The organism is Myxococcus sp. AM010 (assembly GCF_013372585.1).
GTDB lineage: Bacteria > Myxococcota > Myxococcia > Myxococcales > Myxococcaceae > Myxococcus > Myxococcus vastator.
Genome location: NZ_JABXEO010000087.1, coordinates 1 through 16,399, shown reverse-complemented (window position 1 = coordinate 16,399; position 16,399 = coordinate 1). Strand labels below are relative to the sequence as shown.

Below are 16,399 nucleotides of genomic sequence, written 5' to 3'. Positions count from 1 at the left end.
AGCCGGTCCACGAGCGACATCGGTAATGGGCCCACGGGTGGCTGTGGAAGCCCCGGAGCCCGCGCGTCCAGCGCTGCCAGGAGTGGCTGAAGGACCATCCGGTGACGCCGCGTCCCGAGCCAGCCTGAGCGCTTCGTGGTTTGAGCCCCGGGCCTTGATGCCGGGCCCGGGTGGGTGCGCAGCTTCGAGCTCCCACGGATTGCACGTTGAAGATGGAGTTCACTATGCTCGTAAATTGACATTTCGGCTGGATTTCACCGGGGCATGGGGGTTGTTCGTGGGTGAGCACCGCAGCGCTGTGGGTGGAGTGACTGAGGGGGAGCGTCGTCCGGTTGCCATCGTTGGTGCATCGGGACGGTTTCCAGGGGCGAAGGACCTGGCGACCTTCTGGGCCAACCTGAGCCAGGGGATCGACTCGGTGACCGAGGTGCCTCGGGAGCGCTGGACGTGGGGCGCCCCGCCGTTCGCCGCTTCGAGCGCGCGGGCGGGGTTCCTCGACGAGGTTGACCGGTTCGATCCGGGCTTCTTCGGCATCTCGAGGGAAGACGCCGCGGTGATGGATCCGCAGCAGCGCCTCGTGCTCATGCACTGCTGGAAGGCCCTCGAGGACGCGGGGCACTCCGTCCCTGTGCTGGAGGGCGGCGGCAAGGCAGGTCTCTTCGTCGGGATGCGCCCCTCGGACTACCTGCCCGGGCTGCACGAGCGGGGGCTGGTGGAGAACGCGCAACACCTGCTGGGCAATGACCCATCGATGGTGCTGCCGCGGGTGTCACGGATGCTCGGCGTCCAGGGCGCGAGCCTCGTCGTGGACGCGGCCTGTGCGTCCTCGCTTGTCGCCATCCACCTGGCCTGCCAGCAGTTGCAGTCAGGCTCCGTCGAACTGGCGCTGGCGGGAGGCGTCTTCGTCATGGCCACCGCCCGGTTCCATCGCCTGGCGGCCGAGGTGGGCCTGCTCTCGCCGGGTGGACGGTGCCGGCCCTTCTCCCTGGATGCGGATGGCTTCGTCCCCGCGGAGGGTGTCGGCGTGGTGGTCCTCAAGCTGCTGGAGCGGGCCGTGGCGGATGGGGATCGGATCCTCGGGGTCATCCGGGGCAGCGGCACCGTCCAGAGCGGACGGCTTCCAGGCGCTCCCGTCACGAACGCGCTGGGCGCCGGTTGGGCGGACTTCATCCGCGACGTCCAACAGCAGGCGGACGTCGAGCCCGAGACGATCTCCTATGTGGAGGCGCACGGCAGTGGCATCCGCGGCGAGGATGACCAGGAGCTAGAGGCCCTTCGAGCCGTGTTCCATGAGCGGGCTCCGAGGGCGGGCTTCCGCGCCATCGGCTCCGTCAAGGGGAACGTCGGGCACGCCGTGCCCGCCGCGGGCATGGCGGGGCTCCTCAAGGTCCTCCTCGCCTTCGAGCATCAGCAATTGCCGCCCTCGCTTCACGCGGACGAGGCGGGCGACCACGAGCGCTTCACGACGACGCCTTTCGAGGTCAACACCCGGTCGCGGCCCTGGGTGAGCGAAGAGGGCGCACCCCGCCGCGCCGCCATCAACGCCTTTGGGATGGGGGGCACGGATTGTCACCTCATCGTGGAGGAGGCGCCCCCGCTTCCGCCTCGCGTGGATGCGCCGGAGCGGCCGGCCTACCTGTTCTTCTTGTCCGCGCGAAGTGACGAAGCGCTCCGGCAGTTCGCGATGGACCTGGCGGAGCGGCTCGGTCAGGCCCTGGCGCGCGGCGATGCGCCTCATCCCGGCGACGTCGCCTTCACCCTGGCCCGGGGCCGTGGTTCGCTGGAGCGGCGTGCCGCCTTCGTGGCGTCGGACCTCCAGGAGCTGTGTGAACTCCTGCGCCGCTTCGACGGTTCGTCCGGAATGAGGGAGGGGGGCCCGTTCTCTGCGGCGTCCCGGCGGGCGCTGCGGGAGATGAGCGGGCGGATGTTGCGTGAGCTGGGGCCGGAGCGCTCCCGCGCTGATTGGCGCGACACGCTCACGGTCGTGGCGGAGCTCCATGCGCTGGGAGTGGACGTCGACCGCTCCCTCTTGTTCTCGCGGGGGGGCTACCGGTGCGTCGCGTTGCCCACCCAGCCGTTCACGACCGAGCGCTGCTGGTTGGACCTGCCGCGTCCGGCGCGACTGCCGGCACCCGTCTTGGCGCCAGCGGCGAGTGCGCCACTGGGGCGCTCCTCCGCGCCGGTGCCAGCCGTCGTCTCGACGCTGCCTGTCGTGCCGGCACTCGCCTCCGTGCCGACGTCACCTGTCGAGTTGGCGCTCCCCGCGCGTGGGAACTCCGAGGACGCATTGGCGGAGCCGCCGCGCGCCCCTGAGAACGCGCTCCTGCTCGGGATGGAGTGGCACGCCGTGGAGGCGCAGTTCGTCGATGAGGCCGTGGACCTGAGCGGGAACCTGGTCGTGCTGGTGAACGAGGAGACCCTCGACCTGGCCCGTGAGGCGCTCGCCTCGCTTGGGAATTCCCAGGCGTTCCTCGTGGCGGGCTGCGGTATCGGGCGCTCGGGGCCACATGCCCTGCTGGACTTCGACCGGTATGAGGCTGGCGTCCGGCTCGGGGAGGAGCTGATCCAGCGGCCCGGACGGCTCGCGGGCATCATCGACTTGTCGGACCTCCGCGCGGCTCCGCGGCAGGAGGACGAGGAAGAGGGCTCCCGGTTCGATTCGCTCGGGCGCATCGGGTTGTTGCAAATGCTGCTGAAGCGGAGCCGAGGCGAGTCCTTCCCGTTGCTGCATTTCACCCGAGGGCTCCGACCCTTCAGGGCCAGCGGTCCGCTGGACCTGGGAGGTGGGTTGATGGCCGCCCTGGTGAGCAAGCTCGGCGCGGAGTACGCGGGACTGCGGGCGCGCACCGTGGATGTGGAGCAACTGCCCGAGTCCGCGGAAGCGCTCGCGTCACTGCTTCGCCAGGAGCTGGAGGTCCACGACCCACGAGGCGAGGTCGCGCTCCGGAGCGGCGCGCGGTACTGCCTCTCCATGAACCCGCTGACGGATACGGCGGGAGCCGCGCCGCTCATCTCCGCTGACAAGACGTATGTCATCACCGGTGGGGTGCGTGGCATTGGTCTGGAGGTCGCGAAGCACCTGGTGGCCCGGGGCGCCCGTCGGCTCGCGCTCCTGGGCGTTCGGCCGTTGCCGCCCCAGCACGAGTGGGTCGGGCTTCTCGCGAATCCCTCCACGGATGAGTCCCTCTGTGAGCGGCTCGCGCCCTTGCAGGCCTTGCTCTCACAGGGCGTCCAGGTGCGGGTCCACGTCGGCTCGCTGACGGACGCGGCGGCGCTGGAGTCGTTCTTCGGTGACGTGCGCGCGACGCTCGGGCCCATCGGCGGGTGTGTCCACTCCGCGGGCGCCGTGTTCTTCGATCCGCCCTCGTTCAGCAGCAAGCCCTTGAGCCAACTCCGTGGGGTGCTGGAGCCGAAGGTCGATGGGCTCCGCGTCCTGGAGCGCGCGCTTCGCCGGGACGCGCTCGACTTCTTCGTGTTGTTCTCCTCTGTCTCTGGGGTGGCGCCCTCGTTGGCCGCCGGCATCGTGGACTACTCGGCCGCCAATGCGTTCATGGACCTGCTGTCCGAGCACCGGCGCGCACAGGGCCGTGACGCCTACCAGTCCATCATCTGGCCCAACTGGAAGGACGTGGGCATGGGGGAGGTGGGCAGCGCGGCTTATCGTGCGCTCGGCCTCGCGGCCCACTCCACCTCGGAGGGGCTCGCGCTGCTGGACGCGGCGCTCGCCTCCAAGCGAGCGGTGGTGCTGCCAGCCATCATCGAGCCCGCCCGCTTCGCCGTCGACGCGCTGCTTCAGCCGCGCGTTCGTCCCCTGCCTGCGCGCCTCGTGCGCGCCGAGTCCAGGGTGAGCCCGGCCGTGGTCCAGGGCTCGGCTGCCCCAGTGACGAGGCCTGCGCTCGTTGTGTCGCCCGCGTCTGTGGCAGCGCCTGCGTCCGTCACGTCGTCCGCGCCTGCCGCAGCGCCCGCGCCCGTCGCGGCGCCCATGCCACAAGGCGACTCCGGCGACGCGCTCCGCGAAGAGGTCCAGCAGTGGCTCCAGCAGATGCTCGCGCGGGTCCTGAGCCTCTCGCGCGACCAGGTCGGCGCGGACGCCGACTTCGAGACGCTGGGCCTGGACTCCATCCTCCTCATCGAGGTGATGACGAAGCTGGAGGACTGGCTGGGCGTGGACGTCGACCCTTCGTTGCCGCTCCAGTACCGGACCGTGAGGACGCTGGTGGAGCGGCTGGTGGCCGCGTATCCGGAGGCCATCCGAGCGGTATGCGACGCGGCGCACCCGGAGGGGGGCAGCTCGGAGGGCGTCACTCCGGAGGTTCGTCCTCAGGTGCCCGCGCAAGAGGCGGCCCGGCCACCGGAGGTGCCGCTTCCCCCGCGTGTCCCCGAGCCCGCCGTCCTGGCGGAGCCCGGAGCCCTGTCGGGAGGCGTGGAGCCCATCGCGGTGGTTGGCATGGCGTGCCACTTCCCGGGCTCCTCCGGCCTGGAGGCGTACTGGCGCACGCTCCGTGACGGCCTGGACCACATCACCGAGGTCCCCTCCTCACGCTGGCGCGCGGAGGACCTCTACTCCAGCACGCACCGGCCCGGGCGGAGCGTGGGCAAGTGGGGGGGCTTCCTCCAGGGAATCGAGCACTTCGACCCGGGCTACTTCCACATCGCGAAGGCGGACGCGCCCTGCGTCGACCCGTTGATGCGTCAGTTCCTGGAGGTCAGCGTGCAGTGCCTCCAGCACGCCGGCTATGCCCGGGACGAGCTCGCCGGCAGGCGGGTGGGCGTCTTCGTGGGCTCGCGCATGAGCGGCTATGCCGCGCGCATGCCCGCGCCGACGCGCAACGGCGTCATCGGCTCAGGCCAGAACTTCATCGCGGCGCACGTGTCGCACTTCCTCGACCTGAAGGGGCCGGGCCTGGTGGTGGACACCGCGTGCTCGTCCTCGCTGGTGAGCCTCCACCTGGCCTGCCAGAGCTTGTACTCCGGGGAGTCGGAGCTGGCGCTGGCCGGCGGGGTGGACATCCTGCTCGACGAAGGGGTGTACCTCACGCTCAGCGAGAGCCGCGCGTTGTCGCTCGACGGCAGGTGCAAGACCTTCGACGAGCGGGCGGATGGCTTCGTCCCGGGCGAGGGCGCGGGCGTGGTCCTGCTCAAGCCCTTGCGCAAGGCCCTGGCCGACGGGGACCGCGTCTACGGCGTCATCGACGCGACCGCCGTCAACAATGACGGCCACACCATGGGCATCACCACGCCCAACCCCGCGGGGCAGCGCGCCGTCATCGAGGAGGCGCTGCGCCGGGGACGCGTCAACCCGCGGACCCTGGGCTACGTGGAGGCGCACGGCACCGGGACCCGGCTGGGGGACCCCATTGAGCTCAAGGCGCTCACGGAGGTGCTCGCGCCGGCGGGCGCGCGTCCGGGCACCTGCGCCGTGGGCAGCGTCAAGAGCAACTTCGGCCACCTGCTGAGCGCCGCGGGCATCGCGGGCTTCCTCAAGGTGGTGCTCTCCCTGGTCCACCAGCAGCTGCCGCCCACGCTGCACTGCGCGACGCCCAACCCGCGCTTCAGCTTCGAGTCGTCACCGCTCTTCCCCAACACCGTGCTCCGGCCGTGGGAGCCCCTGGAGGGGGTGCGCCGCGCGGGCGTCAGCGCGTTCGGCTTCGGGGGCACCAACGCCCACGTCCTGGTGAGCGAGGCCCCCGTTCAATCGGGGCCGCGACGCGAGCCACGCCCCCCCGTGGTCTTCTCTCGCGAGCGTTACTGGCTGGAGGCGCGCGGCGAGGCGCCAGCGCCACGCCCAGCGAGCGCGCCCCGTCCCCGGCGTCAGCTCGTCGCCCTGGAGCTCGGCGCGACGGGCTGACGCGGAAGGGAGGAGGGCCTCAGCTCCAGCAGATGGGGAACGTGGACAGGCCCCGGAAGCTGAGGTTCATGTTCCAGTCCTCGGCGGCGCTCTTCGGCCGGACGTTGGGAATCCGGCGGAAGAGCGTCTCGAAGGCGACGGGAATCTCCGCGCGCGCGAGGAAGGCTCCCGGGCAGACGTGGATGCCCGTGCCGAACCCCAGGTGCGGGTTCTTCTCACGGCTGAGGTCCAGCGTGTCCGGCTGGTCGAAGACGGCGGGGTCGCGGTTGGCCGCGGCCACCATGGGCATGACGCCCTGGCCCTTCAGAATCTGCTTGCCGCCGAACTCGAAGTCGCACGCCGCGACGCGCGTGGGCGCCTGGGCGGGCGAGGTGAAGCGGTAGAGCTCCTCGGCCGCGGCCCGGTTGATGACGGGGTCGCGCTTCAGGCGCTCCCACTGCTCGGGGTGCTTGAACACCGCGAGCAGGCCGGTGCTGATGACGTTCTGCGTGGTGGTGTGGCCGCCCGCGAGCAGGAGGACCATCTGCGCCACCACCTCCTCCAGCGTGAGCTTGTTCTCCTCCCGCCAGGCCTTGACCAGGTAGGAGATGAAGTCCTCGCGCGGGCGCGCGAGGCGGTCGTTGATGGCGCGGGTGATGTAGTCCGTCATGCCCAGGAGCGCGTCCTGGCCCTTCAGCATGATGTCCAGGTTGTCGATGCGGCCCGTGGCGTGGGCGAGGTCCACGCTCCACTGCTTGAAGGTGGGCAGGTCGCCGCGGTCCATGCCCAGGATCTCCACCGCGAAGAGCAGGGCGGGGAGCGCGTATGCGTAGTCATTGACGAAGTCCATCTCGCCCTTGTCATGCACCTGGTCAATCAGCCACTCCGCGGTCTGCCGGGCGCGCTGGTGGATGTCCCGGACATTCTCCGGGCGGAAGGCCTGGTTGATGAGCCCTCGCAGCCGCTTGTGCTCGGGGTTGTCCTTCATCACGGCCCACATCGAGAAATGGGTGATGATGGGGCGCAGGTGCTGCATGAAGTCGTCCCGCACCACGAACGTCTCACTGCTCTGGCTGGAGAAGCGGGCCGCGTCGCGCAGGGCCGTCTGCACGTCCTCATGGCGCGTGATGAGCCAGTGACGGGTCTCCTCGCTCCAATACACAGGCTCCTGCTCACGCAGTTGCTTGTAGAAGGGATAGGGATTGATGTGGAACTCAGGGGCCAGGATGTTGACGTGCAGCTTCTGCGCTTCGCTCATGGTGTTGCTCTCCCGTTGCGTGGAGGGTTGGGGCGCGTGGTGCGTCCGTGAATGGATTTATGGCTGTGTTTCATGATACACGAATGGTCTGGCTGTGTCTTGGTGCGGCCGCAAGGATTGAAATCCAGACTCGTGGGTTGGGGTGTGAAGCCGATGACGACATACATGTTCCCCGGACAGGGCTCTCAGGCGCGCGGGATGGGCCGCGAGCTGCTTTCCCGGCACCCGGCCTTGCTGTCCCAGGCTGACGAGGTGCTGGGGTACCGGCTGGCGGAGGTGTATCAGGACGAACGGTTGGACCAGACGCAGTACACCCAGCCCGCGTTGTTCGTCGTGAACGCGCTGTCGTGGCTGGAGCAGCGGGAGCTTCACGGCCGGGATCCGGACCACGCGCTGGGGCACAGCCTGGGGGAGTACAACGCGCTGTTCGCCGCGGGGGCCTTCGACTTCCGGACGGGCGTCCTCCTGGTGCGCCGGCGTGGTGAGCTGATGGGGCAGGCGCGAGGCGGTGGCATGGCCGCGGTGCTGGGCCTGTCCGTCGAGCGCATCGCGGAGGTGCTGGAGCGGCTGGGGGTGGGCAGCCTGGACCTGGCCAACGACAACACGCCCAGCCAGCAGGTGCTGTCCGGGCCCCGGGAGGACCTGGAGCGCGTGGCGCCGGAGCTGCGCGCCGCGGGGGGCAATGTCGTCCTGCTCAAGGTGAGCGCGGCGTTCCATTCGCGGTACATGCGCCCGGCGCGGGAGGACTTCGCGGCCTTCCTGCGGGAGTTCACGTTCGCGCCCTTGCGCTTCCCGGTGGTGTCCAACGTGGAGGCGCGTCCCTACGACGAGGCCCGGCTCCCGGAGCTGTTGGCGCGGCAGATTGACTCGCCGGTGAAGTGGACGCAGAGCGTGCGCTACCTGCTCGGCCTGGGGGAGCAGACGTTCGAGGAGGTGGGGCACGGCCAGGTCCTCGCGGGGCTGCTGCGGCGCATCCGCGAAGCGAAGCCGGCCGTCCCCTCGGTGGCGGCGGCTCCGACGCCGGAGCCGCGTGAGCCCTCGCAGCAGGCCGTGCCCGCCGCCGCGCCCGCGTCCGCCGCCGTGCGCGCGCAGGCGCTGGGGAGCAGGGCCTTCCGGGAGACCTACGGCGTGCGGCTCGCCTACGTCGCGGGCTCCATGTACAAGGGGATTTCCTCCCGCGAGCTGGTGGTGCGGATGGGGCGCGCGGGCCTGCTGGGCTTCTTCGGCACCGGCGGCGTGCCGCTCGCTCGCGTCGATGAGGAGGTCCTCGCCATCCAGGCCGCGCTGCGCCCGGGCGAGGCCTACGGGGTGAATCTGCTGCACAGCCTCGACCGTCCGGAGCGGGAGGAGCAGCTGGTGGACCTCTTCCTGCGCCGGGGCGTGCGCAACGTCGAGGCGTCGGCCTTCATCCGCGTCACGCCGGCGCTGGTCCGCTTCCGCGTCACCGGGCTGCGGCGGCGCGAGGACGGCCGCATCGAGGCGCCGAACCGGCTCATCGCCAAGCTCTCCCGGCCGGAGGTCGCCAGGGCCTTCATGAGCCCGCCGCCCGCCGACATCCTGGAGGCGCTGGTGCGCGCTGGCCGGGTCTCCGAGGAGGAGGCGCGGCTCGCCCGGGCGCTGCCCATGGCCGAGGACCTCTGCGTGGAGTCCGACTCCGGAGGCCACACGGACCAGGGCGTCGCCAGCGCGCTGCTGCCCGCGGTGGGGCTCCTGAGAGAGCGAATGATGGCCGAGCACGGCTACGCCACGCGCATCCGGGTGGGCGCCGCGGGCGGCATCGGTACCCCGCAGGCGGCGGCCGCGGCCTTCATCATGGGGGCGGACTTCATCGTCACGGGCTCCATCAACCAGTGCTCCGTGGAGGCAGGCACCAGCGAGCCCGTGAAGGACCTGCTGGAGACGCTGGACGTGCAGGACGTGACGTGCGCGCCCGCCGGGGACATGTTCGAGCTGGGCGCCAAGGTCCAGGTGGTGCGCAAGGGCCTCTTCTTCCCCGCCCGGGCCAACCGGCTGTACGCGCTCTATCAGCAGCACCCCTCGCTGGAGGCGCTGGACGCGCAGACGCGGAGCCAGCTCGAGACGAAGTACTTCCGCCGTGGCATCGAGGAGGTCTGGGAGGAGACGCGCCAGCACTACCTGCGCGTCGCTCCGGAGGTGGTGGAGCGCGCCGAGCGCAACCCGCGGCAGAAGATGGCCCTCGTCTTCCGCTGGTACTTCGTCCACACCTCCCGGCTGGCACTGCGAGGCAGCCCGGAGCAGCGCACGGACTATCAAATCCACTGTGGGCCGGCGCTGGGCTCTTTCAATCAGTGGGTACAGGGGACGCCCCTGGCCTCGTGGCGCGACCGCCACGTGGATGAGATGGCCGTGAAGCTCATGGATGCGACGGCGGAGTGGCTGGAGCAGCGGTTCCAGGGGTTCCGCGCGGGGCCCTGAGGCGCGGCCCCGCGCGGGGCCTTCAGCACAGGAGGGCCTGGAAATAGGCGTCCAGGCTCTCGGGTGCGTCCAGGGCGAAGCGCGCGGCGATGTGGGCATCAGGGCGAATCAGCACGCCGCCCGCGCGCTTCGCGCCCAGCGCCCGGTGGGCGTGATGCTGGACATCCGCCCAGGCCTTGCCCAGGTTCGCGGGGTCGAAGCCCGAGGCCGCCTGTCCGCCGAGGACGAAGTGGAGGTGGAGCTGGTCGCCATGCCGCTGCAGCGCATGTCGTGCCAGTGCGCGCATGCGGTCCGCGTCGGGACGCTCGCCGCCCAGGACGAGGAGGGTGTGGCGGTCGGGCCGGAGCACCGCGTGGATGGAGGTGGGGTGCTCGGCCTCCAGGCGGAAGTGGGGCACGCGGTCCCCGGGCTCGGCCTGGCCGCGCTTGAACGCGGCTTGGGCCGCGCGGGCGCCTCGCGGGTCCACCGCCGCCTGCGTCACCGGGCCGCGGCGGTAGTGCACGCCGAGCTGCGAGGTCTTCAGGACGTTCTTCAGGTTCAGCGCGGGCAGGTTCAGCAGCCGCAGCTGCTTGCGCGCGAGGTAGCGGAGGACGGGGTTCGCCCCGAAGACGAGCAGGGTGAGCCGGTCGTTCTCCGCGAACATCGACACGGCGGCGGGGTGGCGCTCCCCATGGTAGCTGTCGAGCAGGCACGCGCGCGCCTTGCCACGCACCGCGAGCGCGAGCTTCCAGGCCAGGTTGATGGCGTCCAGCACCCCCGTGTTGAGGCCCTGGGCGGCGATGGGGGTGTTCACATGGGCCGCGTCGCCCGCAACGAAGACGCGCCCCACCCGGTATTGAGACACGAGCCGCTGGCTCGGCTGGTACTGGGTGAGCCAGAGCGGGTCCTCCAGCTTCCAGTGGCCCAACCCCAGCGGCGTCATGATGGCTCGGAACTCGTCGAGCGTGGGCGTCTGTCCCTTGAGCGGCGAGTCGGGCGGGCGCGCGGAGATGAGCCGGTAGTAATCGTCACCCAGGTTCAGCACCACGAAGGGGAACCGGTCGAGGATGAAGCCGTGGCGCTCGTCGCGGGCCAGCGACATGTTGGGGATGCGCACGTCCGTCATGATCCAGTTGTCGTCGTAGCGCGCCCCGGTGAAGGGGAGGCCGAGCACGGCGCGGACCTGGCTGTGGCCGCCGTCGCAGCCCACCAGGAAGGGGACCTGGACCTCCTCGGTCACCCCTCCGGCCCGCGTCAGCCGGGCCGTCACCCCTGAGTCGTCCTGGCGGAAGTCGTCCAGTCGCGTGTCGCGCTCCACGACCACGCCCCGGTCGCTCAGGGCCTGGACCAGCTCCCGCTCCGTGCGTCCCTGGTGCAGGTGCAGGTAGAAGGGGAACTCGCTCTCCAGTCTGTCATAGCGGAGCACGGTGGCGCGCCGCGTGCCCGCGTACATGTTCATGACGGGGTTGGCCACGCCGGCCTGGAGCAGCCGGTCCGCGACGCCCAGCAACTGGAAGATCTCCAGCGTCCTCGGCTGGAGGGTGACGGCCTTGGACTCGCCGGAGAACGAGGGCTGCTTGTCGATGACGCGCACCCGAATGGCTTGCTGGTCGAGCGCCAGCGCGAGGCACAGGCCCACCGGGCCCGCCCCGACAATCAGGACATCGGTCGAGCGCGTCATCACGCGGGCTCCTGGGAGAGGTGGGCCTTGGGCAGGCCCGCGAGGAAGGAGATGCGCGAGCCCATGAAGCCGGGCACCTGGCGCAGGTCCCAGTCGTAGTGCTCATGGCCGTCGACCTGGGCGATGAGGTCGCGCCACTCGTCGAGGTGGTAGGCGCGCAGGTGCGAGACGACGCCGTCGACGAAGAAGCAGAACGCGCCCACGGGGACCACCACGCCCAGCAGCGTGCGCCGGACGCTGAGCGGCCAGATGCCGCCCAGGCTCAGCCACGCGCTCAGCAGCGGCGTCGCCGCGCAGAAGCGCAGGATGGCGAGCGGCTCACGCTGCACGGGCTCCATGAAGACGATGGGCTGCCGCTTGCCCACCGCGTCGGTCAGGATGCCTCGCACCTGCTCGGGCTGGAAGTGGTGCACGGCGTTGACGACGAGGCGCAGGCCCTCCAGGTGTGCGGGCACGTTCAGCACGTCCACCGACTCCGCGACGTGGCCCACGCGGCCCGCGCTCTCCCGCTCGACTTCGGCGTACAGCTCCGAAGCCGGGAACTTGTCCGAGAGCTGGATGTGGACGTCCTCCCGGCCCAGGTGCCTGGACAGCGCGAGCATCAGCCCGCCATCCCCCGCGCACAGCGCTTGGATGGAGGTGAGCTTGCGCTGCCGCAGCAGCTCGCCGAGCAGGTCGAAGGCGCTGTCGTACATCCGCAGCCGCACCGACATGTGGTGCAGGAACTCCCGGATGGTCTTCCGCAGGGGCGATGGCAGCCACGGCAGGTCGTTGAACTCAAAGAGGTGGGCGCGTTGCATGGGCGTCGTCCGGGTGTGGCGTGAGGCTCGGTGGATGGAAGGTTCAGAGCGCGGCGGCGAGCCGCTCCAGGAGCCAGTCCTGGGCCTGCTCCGCGCGCAGGAAGAAGTGGTCGCCAGGCGTCACCTGGCACTGGAAGCCGCCTCGGGTGAGCGCCTGCCAGGCCCTCGCGGCGTCCTCGGTGATGCGGTCATCGGCGGCGCCGTGCAGGGCGGTGATGGGGAAGTCGAAGGGTGGCTCGGGCTGGTAGCGGTAGCCCTCCATCAACTTCAGGTCCGCGAGCATCATGGGCAGCAGGGCCCGGGCGAAGTCGGCGTCCTGGTCCGCCAGCACCCGTCCCTCGGCCGTGCGCAGGGCGATGTCGAGCAGGGGCGCGAGCGGCTCCCGCGTCGAGGGCGCGGGAATCCCGTCGAAGCCCGCCGCGCGGAAGCGCCGCTGGAGGTCCTCCAGGAAGGGGCCCGGCGCCAGGGAGGGCGCGCTGGCGCCTCCCACGAGGAGGTGGCGCGGCTGGGGCAGCCCCTGGGCGCGCAGTCGGCTCGCGACGAGGTAGGCCAGCAGCGCGCCGAGGCTGTGCCCATAGAATGCGAAGGGCAGGTCCAGCCGGGGCCGCAGCGCGTCCACGAGCCTGGGCAGCAGCAGGTCGAGCTGGTGGATGGGCGGCTCGTGGATGCGCGTCTCCCGTCCCGGGAGCTGGAGCGGCCACACCTCGACGTGCTCGGGCAGCCGCCCCCAGTCGCGGTAGAGCGAGGCGCCGCCGCCGCCATAGGCGAAGCAGAACAGGCGCAGGGCGGGCTTCGCGCGGCGCACGACGTGGGTGAACCACGCGTCCGTCGCCGGGAGCGCCGCCGTGGCGGAGCCGGGCGCGAGGTCCTTCAGCATGGTGGCGCAGAGCTGCTCGATGCTCGGCCCTTCGAGCAGCAGCTCCGCTGGGACGCGCAGCGCCAGCCGCTCCTCGATGTCCCGCCGCAGCGCCAGCCCGGTGAGGGAGTCGAAGCCCAGCTCGCGCAGCGGGCGCCCCACCGGGAGGGCCGCGGGCTCCAGGTCGAGGAGCCGCGCGGCGCACTCGCTCAGGAACCGCGTCACCCAGGCGCGCCGGGCGTCCGCGTCCAGTCCGTCCAGGGGCGTGGCCGCCGTGGGCGGCGCTGCCGACGGTGACTCCTGGAGGGCCTTCTCCAGCGCCTCCACCCGCTCGGCGTCCAGCAGCCGCACCCGGTGCCCCCGGGCCTCGGCGACCTGCCGCCCCTCGCCGTCGAGCAGGCGGAGGTTGCCGGTGAGGCAGCCGCTCGCGTCGGGCGGCTCCGGGAAGGTGAGGTGGCACCACAGCGTGCCGTCCGCGGGGGCGTGGTGGAGCTGGAAGGACTCCCAGCCCACCACCATGAACCGCATCCGGTCCTTGAGATACTCAGCGCCCGCCACGGCGCAGAGCTGGGCGCACGCGTCCAGGACTCCCGGGTGGAAGCCCAGGCCCCTGGCGGCGCCGGCCGGTCGGGGCTGCGGGCGGAACCGGGCCACGGCCTCGCCGGCTCGGAACCACACCTCGTCCACCCACTTCACGCTCTCCCCCAGGTCGAAGGACAGCTCGGAGAGCCGCTGGTAGAAGGTGGCGCCCTCCCAGCGCGTGCCGCCCTCCAGGTGGGGGCGGGCCCACGGCGTCTCCGGTGTGGCCGACGCGCGCTCCAGCTCCGCCTGCATGTGGAGCGTCCACTCGGCTTGTGGAGAGGGACGGCTTTGGAGCAGGAGCCGCGCGCGCGCGTCCTCCTGAGGCTCCACCACGAGGCGCAGCTCGCGCTCCTCGCCGGGCTCGACGTGCAGCGCGACCCGGTAGCGCACGTCCCGCAGCGAGAAGGACGGCAGGCCCAGGTGCTGACGCACGGCGCGGGTCAGCAGCTCCTGGAGGTGCCCGACGTGGGCGATGCCATGGTTGTCGCCCAGGTCCGGCAGCCGCGCGTGGCTGAGGCGGTAGGTGAGCTCGCGCTCGGGACGCGCGGAGGGCACGGGCACGCCGTCGAACACGTCGTGTGCCGCGGGGGCCTCCGGCGCCACGGGGGCCGTGTCCCGCAGCCAGTAGGGCTTGCGTTGAAACGGGTAGGTGGGCAGCACCTGCTCCGGACGGGGAAGCCCCGCGGTGAAGGTGCGGCGGTCCGGGGCGAGCCCCCGCGCATGGAGGCGCGCCACGCAGTCCAGCAGCGCCCACCAGGGCGCTTGCGCCGACGTGGCGTCGAGCCAGGGCTGGCCCGTGTCGCCCAGCGCCACGACGAGGCGGTGCTCCGCGTCGTCGAGCCCCGCGCGCGCGACGTGCCAGTCGCCCGTCGCCTCATGGGACGTGCTCCAGGTGCCGGGCTGCGTCGCCGCCTCCGCGTCGAGGGACGCCGGCGCCCGCGTGGACAGCACGCGGCAGCGGGGCGCGGACAGCCGCTCCGCCGCCAGCGGGAAGGGGGCGTGCAGGCCCAGGTCACGCAGCAGGCAGCGCAGCGCGTCCCGGAGCTCCATCACTCCAGCCGCGCAGGCCGCGAGGTAGACGCTCCCGCCATCCGCCAGCAGCGCGTCCGGGCGGTAGCCCCAGTGCTCCAGGAGCCGGAGGAGGGCGAACCGGGCCTGGAAGGCGGTGAGCTCGCGTGTCGCCAGGGCGCGCGCGTCGCCGCCCAGCAGCTCCGCGGCCATCGCGCCCACGGCGTCATGGGCCGCCGCGAAGATGGGCTCCACCGGGTACACCGCCGCGACGGTGGAGGCGAGGTCGCCGCCATGGGGGAGGGCGAACGCGAGGCGCGGGGCCGCGCCCTGCTCGACGACGCCCAGGCGAAGCCCTTCGGCCTCACGTCCCTCGGCGAGCGCCTGGAGCCCGGCCGACAGCGCCGCGCCATCCGCGGCCACCACCACGGCGCGGTGCTCCAGGTGGCTGCGCGAGGCCATGGCCGCCGCGCACGTCGCGGCGAGCGCGGGCTCCGACGTGCTGGCCAGGTGCGCGCTCCATCCGTGGGCCAGCGCACGCAGCGCGGTGTCGTCCCGGGCCGAGAGGGGCAGCAGGTACGCGGGCCGCTCGCGGAAGGGCGCTGGCCGGGACGTTGAAGCGGGGGGCTCGCCCACGATGACGTGGACGTTGGTGCCCGAGAAGCCGAACGCGCTCACGCCCGCCATCCGGTCCTCGCCCTCCCACGGCAGGGTGTCCCACGGGAGCCGGGCGCGAGCGCGCTCCAGGCGGAGGAGCGGGTTGAGCTGACGGAGGTGGGGCTGCTTCGGAATCCTCCGGTGTTGGAGGCAGAGCACCGTCTTGATGAGGCCGGCGATGCCGGCGGCGGCCTCCAGGTGTCCCAGGTTGGCCTTGACGGCGCCCACCGTGAACGACTCCGAGTCCGCCGGCCGCTGACCGTAGACCGCGCCCAGCGCCTGCATCTCGATGGGGTCCCCCAGCGACGTCCCGGTGCCATGGGCCTCCACGTAGGAGACCTGCCCGGGCTCCCGTCCCGCGGAGGCCAGCGCCTTGCGAAGCAGGGCCTGCTGCGCGAGCCCGTTCGGGACGGTCAGCCCGCTGCTGGCGCCGTCGTGGTTGGCCGCCGAACCCAGGAGCACGGCGAGCACGGGGTCACCGTCCCGCAGCGCATCATCCAGCCGCTTGAGGACGATGACGCCACCGCCCTCGGCGCGGCCGTAGCCGTCCGCGGCGGCGTCAAACGTCTTGCAGCGGCCATCTGGCGCCAGGGCCCGCAGCCGGCACAGCGAGACGAACGGGTAGGGCGACACCAGGAGGTTGACGCCGCCGGCCAGGGCCACCTCGGACTCGCCTTTGCGTAGGCTGTCGCACGCGAGGTGGACGGCCATGAGCGACGAGGAGCAGGCCGTGTCCACGGTGAGGGCCGGCCCCTGCAACCCCAGCCGGTGCGCGATGCGGCCCGAGGCGATGTTGGTCGCCATGCCCGTGGCGGTATAGGCGCCGAACTGGCGCGCGTCGCGCAGCAGCAGGCCGTACTCCGCGGTGCCCATGCCCACGAAGACGCCCACTGGCCGGCCCGCGAGGCTGTCGGGGGCGAGCCCGGCCCGCTCCAGCGCCTCCCAGGACACCTCGAGCAGCAGGCGCTGCTGGGGGTCCATGTCGCTGGCCTCCCGGGGCGAGATGCCGAAGAGCCGCGCATCGAAGAGCGACGGCGCCTCGCGCAGGAAGCCGCCCCGCCGCACGTAGCTGCCGCCGGGGGCGTCGGGGTCCGAGTCGAAGAAGGCGTCCGCGTCCCAGCGCTCCCGGGGCACGTCGACGATGGCGTCCCCCCCGTCCATCAGGAAGCGCCACAGGGACTCGGGGCTGTCGCACCCGCCGGGGAAGCGGCAAGCCATGCCGATGATGGCGATGGGCTCGCGGGCCACGTCACGGGTGGCGGGCGCGGGCCGCGCCTCGGTCGCTCGCGTCGGTGCCTGGGGCGCGGCCCGCGCC

Annotated in this window: 6 protein-coding genes; 2 read left to right on the top strand and 4 right to left on the bottom strand. The window is 71.9% G+C overall.

The genetic code is table 11. From position 1 onward, the window contains the following. Positions 1-25 precede the first annotated feature (25 nt). Complete coding sequence (locus HV826_RS29890; RefSeq protein WP_368671023.1) at positions 26-5,848, top strand: beta-ketoacyl synthase N-terminal-like domain-containing protein; 5,823 nt, start codon at positions 26-28, stop codon at positions 5,846-5,848. A gap of 19 nt (positions 5,849-5,867) precedes the next feature. Here HV826_RS29890 and HV826_RS29885 read toward each other — a convergent pair whose 3' ends face one another. Continuing rightward, positions 5,868-7,085: a cytochrome P450 gene (locus HV826_RS29885; protein WP_176420472.1), complete on the bottom strand. Its 1,218-nt coding sequence runs from the start codon at positions 7,083-7,085 to the stop codon at positions 5,868-5,870. A gap of 153 nt (positions 7,086-7,238) precedes the next feature. Here HV826_RS29885 and fabD point away from each other — a divergent pair, with 153 nt between their 5' ends. Continuing rightward, on the top strand, positions 7,239-9,521 hold the full coding sequence (fabD, locus tag HV826_RS37560) for an ACP S-malonyltransferase (protein WP_176420471.1): 2,283 nt from the start codon (positions 7,239-7,241) through the stop codon (positions 9,519-9,521). A gap of 22 nt (positions 9,522-9,543) precedes the next feature. Here fabD and HV826_RS37890 read toward each other — a convergent pair whose 3' ends face one another. The 3 genes from HV826_RS37890 to HV826_RS29865 form a co-directional block, all read right to left on the bottom strand. Further along, positions 9,544-11,181 carry an FAD-dependent monooxygenase gene (locus HV826_RS37890; RefSeq protein ID WP_176420470.1) on the bottom strand — a complete coding sequence of 546 codons (1,638 nt, stop codon included), beginning with the start codon at positions 11,179-11,181 and terminating at the stop codon, positions 9,544-9,546. Beyond that, a complete protein-coding gene (locus tag HV826_RS29870; protein WP_176420469.1) occupies positions 11,181-11,981 on the bottom strand; it encodes a hypothetical protein in 801 nt (266 codons plus the stop codon). The genes HV826_RS37890 and HV826_RS29870 overlap by 1 nt, the downstream gene beginning before the upstream one ends. Positions 11,982-12,024: 43 nt before the next feature. Continuing rightward, on the bottom strand, positions 12,025-16,399 hold a 4,375-nt coding region (locus tag HV826_RS29865; protein WP_176420468.1), incomplete at its 5' end, for a beta-ketoacyl synthase N-terminal-like domain-containing protein.